This is a genomic window from Pseudoxanthomonas sp. CCNWLY206-1 (assembly GCF_039710385.1).
Taxonomy (GTDB): Bacteria; Pseudomonadota; Gammaproteobacteria; order Xanthomonadales; family Xanthomonadaceae; genus Pseudoxanthomonas_A.
In genome coordinates this window covers 160,230-174,753 of record NZ_JBDKXI010000005.1, presented here as the reverse complement: position 1 = coordinate 174,753, position 14,524 = coordinate 160,230, and the positions used below count along the sequence as shown (strand labels likewise).

The 14,524-nt window shown below is 62.3% G+C and carries 13 protein-coding genes; 11 read left to right on the top strand and 2 right to left on the bottom strand.

Annotation, left to right across the window (positions count from 1 at the left end):
- The first annotated feature begins 113 nt into the window (after window positions 1-113).
- The 5 genes from AADW18_RS12970 to AADW18_RS12950 all read left to right on the top strand — a co-directional run bounded on the left by AADW18_RS12970 (window position 114) and on the right by AADW18_RS12950 (window position 5,530).
- Window positions 114-302: a hypothetical protein gene (locus AADW18_RS12970; protein ID WP_337343817.1), complete on the top strand. Its 189-nt coding sequence runs from the start codon at window positions 114-116 to the stop codon at window positions 300-302.
- Entirely contained in the window at window positions 287-1,624 is a 1,338-nt protein-coding gene (locus tag AADW18_RS12965) for an SDR family oxidoreductase (protein ID WP_337343816.1), read from the top strand. Before AADW18_RS12970 ends, AADW18_RS12965 begins: the two co-directional genes overlap by 16 nt.
- Window positions 1,605-2,081 (top strand): DUF2269 domain-containing protein, encoded by a 477-nt coding sequence (locus AADW18_RS12960; protein ID WP_337343815.1) that lies wholly within the window; start codon window positions 1,605-1,607, stop codon window positions 2,079-2,081. Before AADW18_RS12965 ends, AADW18_RS12960 begins: the two co-directional genes overlap by 20 nt.
- A 1,006-nt stretch (window positions 2,082-3,087) precedes the next feature.
- On the top strand, window positions 3,088-3,762 hold the full coding sequence (locus AADW18_RS12955) for a UdgX family uracil-DNA binding protein (protein ID WP_337343814.1): 675 nt from the start codon (window positions 3,088-3,090) through the stop codon (window positions 3,760-3,762).
- 166 nt (window positions 3,763-3,928) lie between these two features.
- Window positions 3,929-5,530 (top strand): alpha-amylase family protein, encoded by a 1,602-nt coding sequence (locus tag AADW18_RS12950; protein ID WP_337343813.1) that lies wholly within the window; start codon window positions 3,929-3,931, stop codon window positions 5,528-5,530.
- A 98-nt stretch (window positions 5,531-5,628) separates the two neighbouring features.
- On the opposite strand, the gene AADW18_RS12945 is transcribed toward AADW18_RS12950, so the two are convergent.
- Window positions 5,629-6,594 carry a TIGR03885 family FMN-dependent LLM class oxidoreductase gene (locus AADW18_RS12945; protein ID WP_337343812.1) on the bottom strand — a complete coding sequence of 322 codons (966 nt, stop codon included), beginning with the start codon at window positions 6,592-6,594 and terminating at the stop codon, window positions 5,629-5,631.
- A 122-nt stretch (window positions 6,595-6,716) separates the two neighbouring features.
- Here AADW18_RS12945 and AADW18_RS12940 point away from each other — a divergent pair, with 122 nt between their 5' ends.
- The 5 genes from AADW18_RS12940 (at window position 6,717) to AADW18_RS12920 (ending at window position 12,007) form a co-directional block, all read left to right on the top strand.
- The gene (locus tag AADW18_RS12940; protein ID WP_337343811.1) at window positions 6,717-7,094 is read left to right on the top strand and encodes a sensory rhodopsin transducer; all 378 of its coding nucleotides are present in this window, start codon (window positions 6,717-6,719) and stop codon (window positions 7,092-7,094) included.
- A gap of 8 nt (window positions 7,095-7,102) precedes the next feature.
- Window positions 7,103-8,305 carry a D-arabinono-1,4-lactone oxidase gene (locus AADW18_RS12935; protein WP_337343810.1) on the top strand — a complete coding sequence of 401 codons (1,203 nt, stop codon included), beginning with the start codon at window positions 7,103-7,105 and terminating at the stop codon, window positions 8,303-8,305.
- The gene (locus tag AADW18_RS12930; protein ID WP_337343809.1) at window positions 8,302-8,715 is read left to right on the top strand and encodes a sensory rhodopsin transducer; all 414 of its coding nucleotides are present in this window, start codon (window positions 8,302-8,304) and stop codon (window positions 8,713-8,715) included. The genes AADW18_RS12935 and AADW18_RS12930 overlap by 4 nt, the downstream gene beginning before the upstream one ends.
- Before the next feature lie 483 nt (window positions 8,716-9,198).
- Window positions 9,199-11,031 (top strand): YbhB/YbcL family Raf kinase inhibitor-like protein, encoded by a 1,833-nt coding sequence (locus tag AADW18_RS12925; protein WP_337343808.1) that lies wholly within the window; start codon window positions 9,199-9,201, stop codon window positions 11,029-11,031.
- A gap of 127 nt (window positions 11,032-11,158) precedes the next feature.
- Window positions 11,159-12,007 (top strand): universal stress protein, encoded by an 849-nt coding sequence (locus AADW18_RS12920; protein ID WP_337343807.1) that lies wholly within the window; start codon window positions 11,159-11,161, stop codon window positions 12,005-12,007.
- A 148-nt stretch (window positions 12,008-12,155) separates the two neighbouring features.
- On the opposite strand, the gene AADW18_RS12915 is transcribed toward AADW18_RS12920, so the two are convergent.
- Window positions 12,156-12,941, bottom strand: coding sequence for a TSUP family transporter (locus AADW18_RS12915; protein WP_337343806.1), 786 nt, complete (start codon window positions 12,939-12,941; stop codon window positions 12,156-12,158).
- Between the two features lie 177 nt (window positions 12,942-13,118).
- Here AADW18_RS12915 and AADW18_RS12910 point away from each other — a divergent pair, with 177 nt between their 5' ends.
- Window positions 13,119-14,405: a M20 family metallopeptidase gene (locus AADW18_RS12910; protein WP_337343991.1), complete on the top strand. Its 1,287-nt coding sequence runs from the start codon at window positions 13,119-13,121 to the stop codon at window positions 14,403-14,405.
- Window positions 14,406-14,524: the final 119 nt, after the last annotated feature.

Here is a 14,524-nt window from a genome sequence, read left to right as displayed (position 1 = left end):
CCGGCTGACTCCTGCGTGTCGCAAGTTCGTACCAGTACGCCCAGAAAACCGACATGGCATGGTGGATCGTGTAGCCGGTGGCGGTATGGTTCAGCGATGGACGATGCTTGTGCTTGGCTGGCTCACCCCATATCCAATGGCTGGTCGCATTGGTGCCACTGCTGGCCGCGCCGGTCCCGCGATGGCTTAGCCAGGAGATAACCGCGGTGGAAACGACGCTCGCCAAGGATCCCGAAATGCAGGCACGCCGCAGCAACGTCCGTGAACCTGCCATGGGAGGCAACCGATGCGCGTCCTGGTGATCGGTGCCAGCGGGCTGATCGGTGGTGCGCTGGTCCGGCGGCTGGTGGAGGCGGAACATGCGGTGGTCCTGGGCGTGCGCAAGGAAGGCAAGCTTGAAGTGACGACCGCGGCACGCTTTGACGGCCTGCCGACGGTTCACATCGACTATGCACGACCCACCATGGCCGAAGCTTGGCGGCAGCGCTTGGAAGGCATCGACGTGGTGGTCAATGCAGTCGGCATCTTCCGCGAACAAGGGAATCAAACTTTCGATGCACTGCATGTGAAAGCACCGCTCGCCTTGTTCGATGCCGCCGTTGCAGCGGGTGTGCGCCGCATCGTTCAGATCTCGGCGCTGGGTGCGGATCCGCGATCGCCGTTCGCTTATTTCTCCTCCAAAGGCCGCGCCGATGTCGCATTGATGGCATTGCCAATCAGTTCCGTGGTACTGCGGCCTTCACTGGTGTTCGCGCCCAGCGGCGCCAGCAGCCGCTGGTTCATGTTTTTGGCCGCGCTGCCGCTGACGCCACTGCCTGGCGGCGGAGAGCAGCCCATCCAGCCGGTGCATCTGGATGATCTTTGCGACGCGGCAGTGCATCTGATCGAAGCCACTCCCGGCAGCGATAACCGCGACGGTGATGGTGCCGCGATCGGAGGCGTGGTCGACATCGTCGGCCCGGCTGCGCTGTCGCTGCGCGCCTACCTGGCCACGCTGAAACGCCGTCTCGGCTTCGGAGGGATATTCGTTCCGATTCCGCGGATGCTGGCGATTGGCGCGGCGCGCCTGGCCGCGCGCTTTCCCAACACGGTCATGACACCCGAGGCACTGCGCATGCTGGAGCGCGGTAATACCGCCAACCCGCAGCGGTTCACCGAGGCGCTGGGCCACACACCACGGGCAGCGGCCGATTTAATTGCCGACGATCAAGTCCCCGCCCTCCGCCGGCGGGCTCAACTGTCCTGGCTGGTGCCACTGATGCGCGTCACCGTGGCGGCGATGTGGCTGGTCACTGCGTGGGTGTCGTTGTTCGTCTATCCGCATCAAGCCAGCCTTGCGCTGCTGGCGCGTAGCGGGTTGGAAGGCGAACTGGGTATCGCCGCCCTGTATGGCGCCGCGGGTTTGGATGCGCTGCTCGGCGGCGCCACGTTGTTCGCGCGCCGACGGCGGTGGGTCTACCGTGCGCAGCTGGCATTGATCGTGTTCTACACAGCGATCATTAGCCTGTACCTGCCCGAATACTGGGCGCATCCATATGGACCGGTGCTCAAGAATCTGCCCTTGCTGGCCATGATCCTGGCCTTACACGAACTGGACGACGCGCATGGACCTGGTAGTCGTTAAATTCCTGCACATCCTATCCTCGACGTTCCTGTTCGGGACAGGCGTTGGCACGGCGTTCTATCTGTTCTTCATCAGCTGGAGCCGCGACACGCATGCCGTCGCGGTAGTGGCACGGTATGTGGTGATAGCCGACTGGCTGTTCACCGCGACGACCATCGTGTTCCAGCCGTTGAGCGGGTTGTACCTTGCGCACAAGATGGGCCTGCCACTGACAACACCGTGGCTGTATTGGTCGGTGGTGCTTTTCCTGTTCGCGGCGCTGTGCTGGTTGCCGGTGGTGTGGTTGCAGATGCGGTTGCGGGATATTGCAGTGGCTGCGGATCTGGCGGGCACCGAGTTGCCGAGGAAGTATTCGGCGTATCTGGGGTGTTGGGCGGCGTTGGGTGTGCCAGCGTTGATTTCGTTTTTGTTGATTTTCTTTTTGATGGTGGCTAAGCGGTTTCCGTTTGGTGGGTAGTTTTTGTTCTTTGAACTTTGGCGCTGGCGCGGGTGACTTATCGGAACGGCTGGTTCACGCGCTTGCAGCGGGCGTCACTTTCTTTGCTTGTGCAAAGAAAGTAACCAAAGAAAGCACACCCCTGGCGGCGCGCCCTTCGGGTGCGTGTCGCCGGTGGGAATTTTCGGAAGGCACATCCATGTACCTGCCGAAAACGCCGCGCGTCCTGCGCGGCGCCCCAAGGGGTTGTACCCACCGGCGCCACCGCGCCTTAAGGGGGACCCCAAAAGCCAAGTGCAGAGGCAGAGGCAGAAGCAGAAGCAGAAGAAAAAGCAATCGCCTTTTTGCTGTAGACACGTCGTTACGGTTTTTTTCTTCGACCTTGGCTTTGCTTTTACTGTTGCCTTTGCCTTTGCTCCGCTCTCGCTCCTTGGGGCCCCGTTTAGGCGCGGCAAGCGGGACGGGTTAAACCCCGCAGGGGCGGCGCACAGGAGGTGCGTCGTTTTCGGCAGGCACTGGGTGAGCCGAATTAAGGCAAAGCACTGCTTTGCCCCGGCGAACGGGCAAGCGCCAGAGGCGTGCGCCTCGGTCTTGGGAGCGAAGCGAGCAAGTGCCTTCCGAAAATTCCCGGCCCGATTGCGAACCCGAAGGACGCGCTGCCCGGGGCGTGTTGACCAGCCATTCGGCTGTTGAAGAGCGCCTCTTTTGGTTATTTTTCTTTGCACGAGCAAAGAACAAGTGACGCCCGCTGCAAGCGCGTGAATCATCCATCCCGAAAAGCTACCCGCGCCAGCGCCTAGACGTCCCATCATGACCAGGCACAAAGTTTCAGGAGATCGTCAAAGAGCAAAGAGCTCGCGGCGGGGCGCCGCTCCTACCTGTTTCGATGATGTTTATGGTCATTCATCCATCTTGGGGTGAATTACTTTTACACAGCGTTGATGCGCGCTGCGTTGTGATGATCTTCTAGGGAACCGTCATGACAGGAGTCCTCGGTTCCCCAATCGCTTCGCAGGAGCGAATGCTGATGCCGCGCAAGCGCCTTCCCGATGATGAGTCCGCGCCCCTGCTGGCCAAACCAGTCGATCACATCCCGGAAGGATCGCTGGAGCTATTGCGTGAGCAGGCTCAAGATTGCCGCGCCTGTCCCTTGTGGCGCAATGCGACGCAGACGGTGTTCGGTGCGGGGCCGCCGGATGCGCGCGTGATGTTCATCGGCGAGCAGCCTGGATCGCAGGAGGATATCCAGGGCAAGCCTTTCGTCGGTCCGGCGGGAAAACTGTTGCACGAAGCTTTGACCGCGGCCGGTATCGATCCTGCCACGTTGTACGTGACGAATACCGTCAAGCACTTCAAGTACGAGCGCAGCGGCAAGGTACGCTTGCACAAGCGCGCGAATGCGGCTGAGCAGGCGGCGTGCAGGCCTTGGTTGGCGGCGGAGATGTTGCGTCTCAAGCCGCGCTTGGTCGTCGCATTGGGCGCGATGGCAGCGCAGACCTTGTTTGGCAATCAGTTTCGGCTGACACAGGAACGCGGCCAGTGGCGCGACATCGGCACCGGTACCCGCGCGATGGCGACGTGGCACCCTGCCGCCTTGCTGAGAATGCGACCGCCCGGTCGGGAAGTCGCACGCACGCACTTCTTCCAGGATATCGCCGGCGTTTCCGATGCGTTGCGGCGGAAGCTGCCCAGAAAGCGTTGATGCATGCATGTTCTGCGTCGATTGCGTAGCGCGCGCTGTGCGCACGACATGATGCCGGATCATGCGCATAGCGCACGCTACATGTCGACGCAGCATCCACAACTCCATCACTTTCTTTTAGCGCTGCGCGGGTTACCAAGACAAGCCACTCATTCGGCTTTCCCGCATGTGGCATCACGACGCGTTGATCTACCAGGTAGATCCTTCTCTCTTTCTCGACTTCGACGGCGATGGTCGCGGCGATCTGCGTGGTCTGGAGAGCCGGCTTGAACATATCAGCGCCATAGGCGCCAGCACGCTATGGCTGCTGCCATTCTATCGATCGCCCTTCCGTGACGGTGGCTATGACGTGTCCGACCATCTCACGATAGATCCACGCTTCGGCGATATCGCCGATTTCGTTGCGATGATGGAACGTGCGGAATCACTGGGTCTGCGAGTGCTCGTCGAACTGGTGATGCAGCACACCTCCGACCAGCATCCCTGGTTCCAGGAAGCGCGCAGCGACCGTGCTTCGCCGTATCGGGACTACTACATCTGGGTCGACGAGCCAGAGCCAGCGGAAGTGAAGCCGATCTTTCCCGGCGTGGAAGACAGCATATGGGCGTGGGACGAACAGGCTGGGCAGTTCTATCGCCACACCTTCTATTCGCACGAACCGGATTTGAATCTGGCCAACCCGCGCGTGCGCGAAGAGATGTACCGCATCATGGCGTACTGGCTGCGCTTAGGCGTGGCGGGGTTCCGGGTCGATGCGGTGCCTTACATGATCGAGCGAGCCAAGGCCGCCGACCCGCGCGAGGACGGTTTGTGGTTGTTGGACGACATGCACCGCTTCGCCTGGCAGCGCCGTCCCGGCGCGATCATGATGGGCGAAGCCGATGTCGAGGTGAAGAAGTACCGGGAGTACTTCAGCGACGGCGACCGCCTGACCCATCTGCTGGATTTCTGGACCAACAATCATTTCTTCCTGGCGCTGGCGCGCTGCCGCGCCAAACCACTGGTGGAAGCCTTGCTACGCAATCCGACGCCAACACCGCGCGCGCGGCGCGCGGTTTGGCTGCGCAATCACGACGAACTGGACCTGGAACAGCTGTCGAAACGCGACCGCAACGCGGTGCTGGAAGCGTTCGCGCCACAGGAGGACATGCGTATCTACGGACGCGGCATTCGAAGACGGCTGGCGCCGATGCTGGAAGGCGATGTCCGTCGATTGGCGATGACCCACGTGCTGTTGCTCTCCTTGCCCGGCACGCCGATCCTGCGCTACGGGGATGAGATCGGCATGGGCGATGATCTGAGCCTGAGCGAACGCAACTCCGTCCGCACCGCGATGCAATGGTCTGATGTGGAGAACGGTGGATTCTCAGCCGCCGACGCGTTGCAGGTGCCGATCATCCGTGATGGCCCATTCGGATTTTCGAAGATCAACGTGGAATCGCAGTTCTGGCGCAAGGATTCGCTGCTGTCGGTCGTCCGTACCGCCAACCATATGCGGGTCGCCATTCCCACCTTTGGCGGCGATTGGCGACCCGCTCGTCTGGATCAGGATTCAGTCTTCGGCTTGCGCTACGACGATGACGAAAGCGGATCGGACGTCATCACCCTGGTGAATCTGTCCGCGGACGCGGTGGAGGTGCGGCTGCAGGAAGAAGGGGTGGAAACGATGACCGATGCGCTGAGCGACGCTGACTACGAGCCGATTGTTGACGGCGTGGTGCCGATCAACGGCTATGGGTATCGGTGGTTGCGGAAGCCTTATTCGTAGGTGTCCGTTGGCTGGCGCCGAAGATGTAGGAGCGGCGTCCCGCCGCTCCTACCGGATGGGTAGCCTGCGCCGAAGCTTCATCGGTTGGATGTAGGCAATTACCCGACGCCAAACCCGGGCAAAACATGCTCACCGAAATCGTCAATGAAACGACGCTGCTCCCGATTCACGTTGTGCAGGTACAGATGATCGAACCCCATCTCGGCGTCGTCCTGCAGCCACGCCAGCTGACGCGGTAGATCGCACGACACCCTTACCGCTCGCCGAATATCCTCCTCGCTCACCGATTCGGCTGCCGCTTCGTACTGCGCGGGCGTCTTCAGCTCCTGCGACGTCTTCGGCGGTAGTACATTCGTGCGCCATTGCTCCAGGGCGCCATCCAGCGCGGCCTGCTCGCTCTCTGCGTAGGACAGCTTGACCTGCAGGTACATCGGCTTGCCTTCGCCGCCGCCTTCGCGGAATGCATCGACCAACTTGCGCATTTGCGCCTTGGGTTGGCTGATGGTGATCAAACCATCGGCCCAGCTGGCGGCCCAGCGCGCGGTCGCTTCGGTCAGGGCCGCTGCCAGCAGCAACGGCGGTTCCGGCGGCAGTGTGTACAGCTGCGCCTTCTCCATCTCGATGGCGCCATCCCAGCTGACTTCCTCGCCGCGCCACAGCGCGCGCATCGCCGCGACGGCTTCCTGCAGGCGCTGATTGCGCTGCGATTTGTCCGGCCATGGCTCGCCGGTGATGGCTTCATTGAGCGCCTCGCCGCTGCCCGCCGCCAGCCAGAAGCGGCCCGGAAACATCTGGGCCAGCGTCGCTGCCGCTTGCGCCACGACGGCCGGGTGATAGCGGCCCACCGGCGAGGTCACCACGCCGAACGGCAGCCGCGTCACGGCCATGGCGGCGCCCAGCCAGCTCCAGGCATGTCCGCTGTGGCCTTGTGCATGGCTCCACGGGTGGAAGTGATCGGAGCACATTGCCACATCGAACTTCATCCGCTCGGCGTGCTGTACGAGTTCCAGCAGTTCACGCGGTGGGAACTGTTCGTGCGAGGCGTGATAACCGATCCGCGGCATGATGATTCCAACCGGAAAAAGGCGCTGGATTCAGGATAGGCAGCGCGCGTTAACGCCGCGAGAGCGGGCGGCGCTTTCATCTACACATTGCCTACGGATTGGCCGTGATACATAGCGGAATCATGAACGGAGCCATCGGACGCAAACGCTGGGCGATCGCGGAGGGTTATATCCCGGGTCGGAGCAATGGGCCGGAACCGGAGCTGCAGAGCCATGAGACCTGCTGCATTCTCAATGCCGGCGAACGCAAGGCGCATATCGCCATCACCCTGTATTTCGAGGACCGTGAGCCGGCAGGTCCCTATCGCGTGCAGGTCGACGCGCGACGCACCCGCCATCTGCGCTTCAACGACCTGACCGATCCCGAACCGATTCCGCGCGACACGCCATATGCCAGCGTCATCGAGTCGGATGTCGAAATCGTCGTCCAGCACACCCGGCTGGATTCACGCCAGGCCGAGAACGCGCTGATGACCACGATCGCCTTTGCGGTGGATTAGGGCCTGCCATGGCCAGTGCTACCTGGCGCAACTGGTCAGGCAGTGTGGCGGCGCATCCGCGCACCTCTCATTACCCTCGGTCGGAGGACGAACTCGCCGCTCTGGTTCGGCGGCTACGGCAGCGATCGGGATGTGCACGCGTTGTCGGCACCGGGCACTCGTCCACCGGCATCGTGGAAGCGCAGGATGCACTGATATCGCTGCGCCAGTACAAAGGCGTCATCACCGTGGATCGCGCCCGCCGCCGCGCCACCGTACGCGCGGGAACCCCGCTGGACGAATTGGGCGAGGCGTTGTACGCGCATGACCTGGCCTTGCCCAACCTGGGCGACGTGGCCACGCAGACGATAGGTGGTGCCGTAGGTACCGGTACACATGGCACCGGCAGGCGATTGCACAACCTGTCGCAGATGATGATCGCGGTGCGGCTGGTGGACGGCGACGGCAATCTGCACGAGGTCGGCGCCAATGAACCCCACAAGTTGCATTCGCTGCGCGTGAGCCTGGGCGCGCTGGGCATCTTCACCGACATCACGCTGCAGCTCGTGCGCAGCTACAACATCGAGCGACGCGAATACGCCGCTGGCACCGATGACGTGCTGAAAGACTGCGACCGCTTGATGGCCGAGAACCACAGTTTCGATTTCTATTGGTATCCACGCCGCGACGACTGCAAGATCCGTTTGCTCAATCCCCCCGGCGGCGGCACGTTCGATCTTCCTTACGCACGCTTGCTGGATTGGCATGGCGGCTACGGGCATCAGGTCATCCCGACGCACAGCGGCATCCCACATCATTTCGAGGAATGCGAATACGCGGTGCCTGCCGAAGACGGTGTGGCCTGCTTTCAAGCGGTACGCGAGCGGGTGCTGGACAGTTGGCGCAGCATCGTCGGCTGGCGCGTTCTTTTCCGCACCGTGGCCGCGGACGACAGCGACCTCAGCCCGGCCCACGGGCGTGATGTGGTCACGCTGTCGCTGCACCAGAACAGTTCGCTGCCTTGGCGAGATTATTTTCGCGACATCGAACCTATTTTCCTGGCCTACGGCGGCCGTCCGCACTGGGCCAAGAAACATGGGCTACAAGCGCGCGACCTGGCACCTCGTTATCCGCGCTGGGACCACTTCCTGCGCATGCGCGAGCGCTTCGATCCCGCGGGCACTTTCCTCAACCGCCATCTGCGCGAGCTGCTAGGGGTAACGTCGGCATGATTCCCGGCACGCCATTAACCATCGCACCGGTGGGAAAGCTTCGATGGGCAGTTTCCGCTGGTTGCGCGCCCTCTCGCTCGAATGGACCGGAACCTGCATTCACCAGCCGCGATCAGTTCAGCGTGCTCAATACCGGGTCCACCATGGCTAATCTGCGTATCCGCGTGCTGTATGAGCGGCACTCACCGGTGGGATTCTATCGGCTGACGATAGCGGCTCGGCGCGTGCGTACCTTCCGCGTCAACGATTTGATATTTCCGGAAGCGGTGCGACTGGACGAGCCCTATGGATTGTTGATGGAAAGCGATTGCCCGGTGGTGGTGCAGTTCACACGGCAGGACACTCGCCAGGCAGCGAATGCCAGCATGATGGCCATGGCGTTTTTCGATATACCTGGTCGTTCTTTGTAGCCCTCGTCATTTGCGTACTAACTAAGCGCATCGCTTCAGCTTTCCCTTCCCGTTTCGGGAGAAGGTGGCGCGCAGCGACGGATGAGGGCATGACATTTCCGCTTGTAGTGGGAGCCTGATGGCAAGTCATTGCCAATCCCTCATCCGCCCCCGTATCAAGTACGGGGCAGGCTCTTCGGGCACCTCGCTTCGCGCCCCGGCCCTGCGTAGCACGCAGGGCGATCAGGCATGCACGAGCCTTTGGCTCGTAAGCCGCATGCCTTCACCCCGGAGGGAGAAGGGAAAGAGCCCTCGTTGACAAATCCTTGCCGCACAAACAGGTAAAAACTCCATGCATAACGAATGCCGATGTGCGGCGTGATACATGGCGTCGCGTTGCGACAACGCAGCAGCGCACATGCCAGCTGCGGCAAAAACCAATCCAAGTGGCGCACTCGCTCTCGGCATCATTCTCCCGTCTCCCCTCTTGCCGAGGAGGTCGCCATGCACCCGATCACGTCGCCGCGTACCGGCTTGCCATCGACCAGACGACCCGGATCGTACGGTTGGCTGTTAGCGCTCTGTTGCAGCGCAGCCGTAGCGCAACAGGGCGACGGTACGGATACTTCCGTTACCGGACATATCTTCAAACCCGCTTTGAAGGAAGCTAGCGCCGAACGGATCGCTGCACTGAAGCTACCGACCGGCTTTTCCATCGCTCCCTTCGCCACGGGTTTGAAGAACGCCCGAATACTGGCTGTTTCCGACACGGGTGATGTGTATGTCGCTCGGCGAGACCAGGGTGACGTGCTGTTGCTCAAGGACGCGGACAACGATGGAAAAGCCGATGGCAAGCCCATCACCGCTGCCCATCGTCCGGGTGCCCACGGTCTGGCGATCAACGACGGCGTGCTTTACCTGGCGACCGTCAACGAAATATTTCGCGCCGATATCCAGCCTGATGGCCGGCTAGCGCCGCTGACGCTATTCGTGAAAGACCTGCCCGATGGCGGTCAGCATCCCAATCGCACGCTGGCCTTCGGCCCTGACGGCATGCTGTACGTCAGCATCGGCTCCACCTGCAACGCGTGCAACGAGACCAATCCCGAGAGCGCCACGCTGCTGCAGGTCCAACCCGACGGCAAGTCCCGCAGCATATTCGCCAGCGGACTTCGCAACACCATAGGATTCGACTGGCACCCGCAGACCGGTCAGCTATGGGGCATGGACCACGGCATCGACTTTCTTGGCAACGACGTGCAGAAGGAAGAGTTGAACCTCATCGAGAAGGGCAAGCGCTACGGCTGGCCGCACGTCTATGCAGAAGGGGGCATCGATGCGCAAAGCACACCACCAGGAAACATCAGCAAACAACAATGGAAACAACTGAGCACTCCGATGACGCTGGGCTACACCGCGCATGCCGCGCCAATGCAGATGGTGTTCTATCGCGGCGGTGCATTTCCCGCTGAGTACCAAGGCGATGCGTTCGTGGCGATGCGAGGTTCATGGAACCGCAAGCCAGCGTCCGGTTACGAAATCGTGCGCATCCGTTTCGCAAACGGGAAGCCGCAGCGGATCGAGCCGTTCGCCACCGGTTTTCTGAGTGATGGTGGCACCACGCATTTCGCACGGCCGGTCGGGTTGGCGGTCGCCAAGGATGGTGCGTTATTGATGAGCGATGACGCTAACGGCGTCATCTACCGCATCGACCACGACGGACCTGAGAAGAGTCAAGCCATGACACCACAAACTTCAAATCAACCGCGCAAGAACGATCAAACCCAAACCGACCGCGGCCCCTTGGCTGCGGCGCGTCCAGAAACTCACGTTAGAGGCGGGCAAGCCAAAACCGACTTGTCGGTTTCATCCGCGGCCTGGAAATCCGGGCAGGCCATCCCGGCCCAGTACAGCGAGTACGCCGACGGCGTTTCGCCGCCTATTCGATGGAACGCGGTGCAAGGTGCTGCCGCTTACGCGCTGATCGTGGAAGATCCTGACGCGAAACAGATCAAGCCATTTACCCATTGGCTGGCATGGAACATTCCCGCCAGCACGACCGAACTGCCGGAAGGATTGCAGGAGCAGCTGCGGCTGACCGAACCCGAAGGCGTCCTGCAAGGCGCGAACGACCGTGGCTCGCCAGGTTATTTCGGACCGCGGCCACCGGAAGGCGATCCGCCGCATCACTATCACTTCCAGGTGTTCGCACTGGATCGACCGCTCGACCTGCCGCCTGGCGCCGACCGCAATCAATTGCTGTCGGCCATGCAGGGGCACGTACTCGCCAAGGGCGAATTGGTGGGCACTTACCAGCAGCCGGCAGCCGGGAAGTGAGTGAAGCGAATTCATGCAGTCTTCACGGCGGCTTTCTCAGAACGGTAATGCGGCCAGGATCAACATAGCTGGAGGAGGCGCCTGACCCGTAACGCCCTGTATCGAGCCATCGAATCGGAGGCCCACCATGATCCGGACCATCGTCGTCCCCAACACCGCTACCGCGGGCGATGCAGATGCGCTCAACACTGCCATCGATCTGGCGACCAACCTGGGCGCTCATCTGCTGGTGCTGGAAATAGTGAACCTGCCGGTGCCGGCGACGGGCGCCTGGGGATTCATGCCGGACGCGGCCATGAGCGATGTCTATCAGCGCTTGCGTGCCCGGGCCGAGGACAACGTGACGCGGATACGCGCGAAGTTGGAGCCCGAGCCACTATCGAGCGATGTCGGTGCGGTCGAGGCGCTGTTCGTCGAGCCGTATCGGATGGCGGCCCACTGCGCGCATGCCGCGGATTTGGTAGTAGTCGCGGGGGGCGGAGCCGACAGCACGGAAGCCAAGATCACGCATTCCTATTTCGCCAGCCTGCTGCTGGAATCGGGCAGGCCAGTGCTGGTGGTACCGCCTCGCTGCGACGTCGCGCTACCGCCACGCCACGTGGTGGTGGGCTGGCGACCCGGCCGCGAGGCGACCCGCGCGGTGCACGACAGCTTGCCGCTGCTGGTATCCGCCGACACCGTCGATGTACTGGTGGTGGAACCTGCCGGCGCCGAACCCGACGATGAAGAAGACGACTTCTCGGGAGCGGACATCGTGGAGCACCTGGCACGTCATGGCGTTGTCGCGAACTGGGTTGTGCGCGAATCGCATAGCCAGTCCGTCGCATCCGTACTGTTGGAGCACGCGCAACTCTCGCAAGCACAGCTGATCGTTGTGGGAGGTTATGGCCACTCGCGCCTGCGTGAATGGGCGGTGGGCGGCGTGACGCGCGAACTGCTAAGCGAGGCGATGTTGCCGGTGTTGTATTCGCATTAGCCGACCAACTTTCCGCAAACCCATGTAGGAGCGCCGTCTCGGCGCGAGCTTTTGTGTCTATCGCGATCTGACGGGAATAGCTCGCGGCGGGACGCCGCTCCTACGCTGTTTCGATGATGATCTCGCCGCTCATCAAAAGGGCGGGACCTTACCAGCCCAACCAAACCCGCAACGGATGCGCCGGATCCGCCAGCAAACGGATCGCCAGCGCCACCGATACCGTCACCAGCAACGGCTTGACCACCTTTGCTCCCTGCTTCATCGCAAACCGCGAACCCAGATACGCGCCGATGAACTGCCCCGCTCCCATCACCAGCCCCACCTTCCACAACACCGCGCCATGAGCGAGGAACACCGCGAACGCACCCACGTTGGAACCGAAGTTGAGGAACTTGGTATGCGCCGTGGCCTTGAGAATGCCGTATCCGGCCAGCGCGACAAAGCCCAGCATCAGGAAAGACCCGGTGCCGGGGCCGAACACGCCATCGTAGAAACCAAGTAGCGGCACGAACGTCAGGCCGAAGACGAACGGGCTCATCTTCCGCTGCCGGTCCAGCTCACCGATGTTGGGCTTCAGGCCGAAGTACACCGCAATGGCAATCAGCAGGAACGGCAGCGCGGCCTTGAGTACGCCGCCCGGTACCACTGTCGCCAGCAACGCACCTAGCGCAGCGCCCAAGCCAGCCATCAGCACCATGGGCAATTGCGCACGCAGATCGACATGGCCATGGCGCGCATAGGCCCAACTGGCGGAACCGGAACCGAATAGCGATTGCAGCTTGTTGGTGCCCAGCGCCTGCAGCGGCGGGATACCTGCCAGCAGCATGGCGGGAATGGTGATCATGCCGCCGCCGCCGGCGATGGCATCGATGAAGCCGGCCAGCATGCCGGCGAAAAACAGCAGCAGCAGAGCCTGCAAGGCGAGTTCGTGCATGGAAATCCGGTGTGGGGTGACGGCCGATGCGCCGCCATCGGCGACAAGGCCACACGGAACGCGTGCCTATCATACGTCCCACACGTGCCGCTATCCGGTTAGCATCACGGCATCCCTGTTTGGAGTCCGATGATGCGCATTGCTTTTCGATTTGCTGTTCCCTTGCTGGCCGCGTCGATGGCGTGCGCACTGTCTGCCCAGGCGCAGGACACTACGGCCGAACAGCGCCCGGAAGTTGCCGCCGCCGCCCAGAAGCTGCAAGCCAAGGTGCTGGCCTGGCGCCGCGACTTCCATCAGCACCCGGAGCTGTCGAATCGAGAAGAGCGCACTGCCGCCAAGGTCGCCGAGCACCTGAAAGCGCTGGGCCTGAAGCCGAGGACCGGCATCGCTCATCACGGCGTGGTGGCGATCATCAAGGGCGGCAAGCCAGGACCGCGTATTGCGCTGCGTGCCGACATGGACGCGCTGCCGGTGACCGAGCGCAACGACCTCCCCTTCGCTTCCAAGGTCACGTCGACCTACCGGGGCGAAACCGTGGGCGTGATGCACGCCTGCGGCCATGATGCGCATACCGGCATCCTCATGGGCGTGGCCGAGGCGCTGGTGGCGATGCAGGCCGATCTGCCTGGCGAAGTGATGCTGATCTTTCAGCCCTCCGAAGAAGGCGCGCCCACCGGTGAAGAAGGCGGCGCGGCACTGATGCTGAAGGAAGGACTGTTCAAGGATTTCAAGCCCGAAGCCGTGTTCGGCCTGCATGTGTTCTCTTCCGTCCCCGCCGGGCAGATCGGCGTGCGCCAGGGACCGCTGATGGCCGCATCGGACCGCTTCGCCATTAAGGTAATCGGCCGTCAGACGCATGGGTCGCGGCCCTGGGGCGGTATCGATCCCATCGTGGCGGCCGCTGATTTGATCGGCAGCGCCCAGACCATCGTCAGCCGCCGCACGGACATCGCCAAGCTGCCGGCGGTGGTGACCTTCGGCGCCATCAAGGGCGGCATCCGCTACAACATCATTCCCGATGACGTGGAGCTGGTAGGCACCATCCGGACCTTCGATGAGGGCATGCGGCAGAAGATCTTCGCCGACCTGAAAAACGTATCCGAGCACGTGGCCGCGGCGCACGGCGCCAAGGTCGTGGCCGAGGTGCCGGACCAGCCAGGCAACCCGGCCACCATCAACAATCCCGAGCTGACCGCGCGCATGTTGCCCAGCCTGCAGGCCGCGGCGGGCAAGGAGAACGTGATCGAGCCGCCGCTGCAGATGGGCGCGGAGGACTTTTCGTTCTACGCGCTGGAAGTGCCTTCGATGTTCTTCTTCGTCGGTTCGACGGCCAAAGGCATCGATCCGGCGACTGCTCCCAGCAATCACTCACCGCAGTTCATGCTGGATGAGTCTTCGCTGGATCTGGGCTTCCGCTCGTTGATGCAGGTGGCGTTGGATTACCTGCATGGTGGAAAGTCGTAGGCCTTGTAGAGCGGAGCAAGCTCCGCTGAAGCTCCTCGTAGAGCCGAGCTCGCTCGGCTGCTCTTCGCACGGATCTCGGAATTCCTCAAGAGCAGCCGAGCAAGCTCGGCTCTACGAGA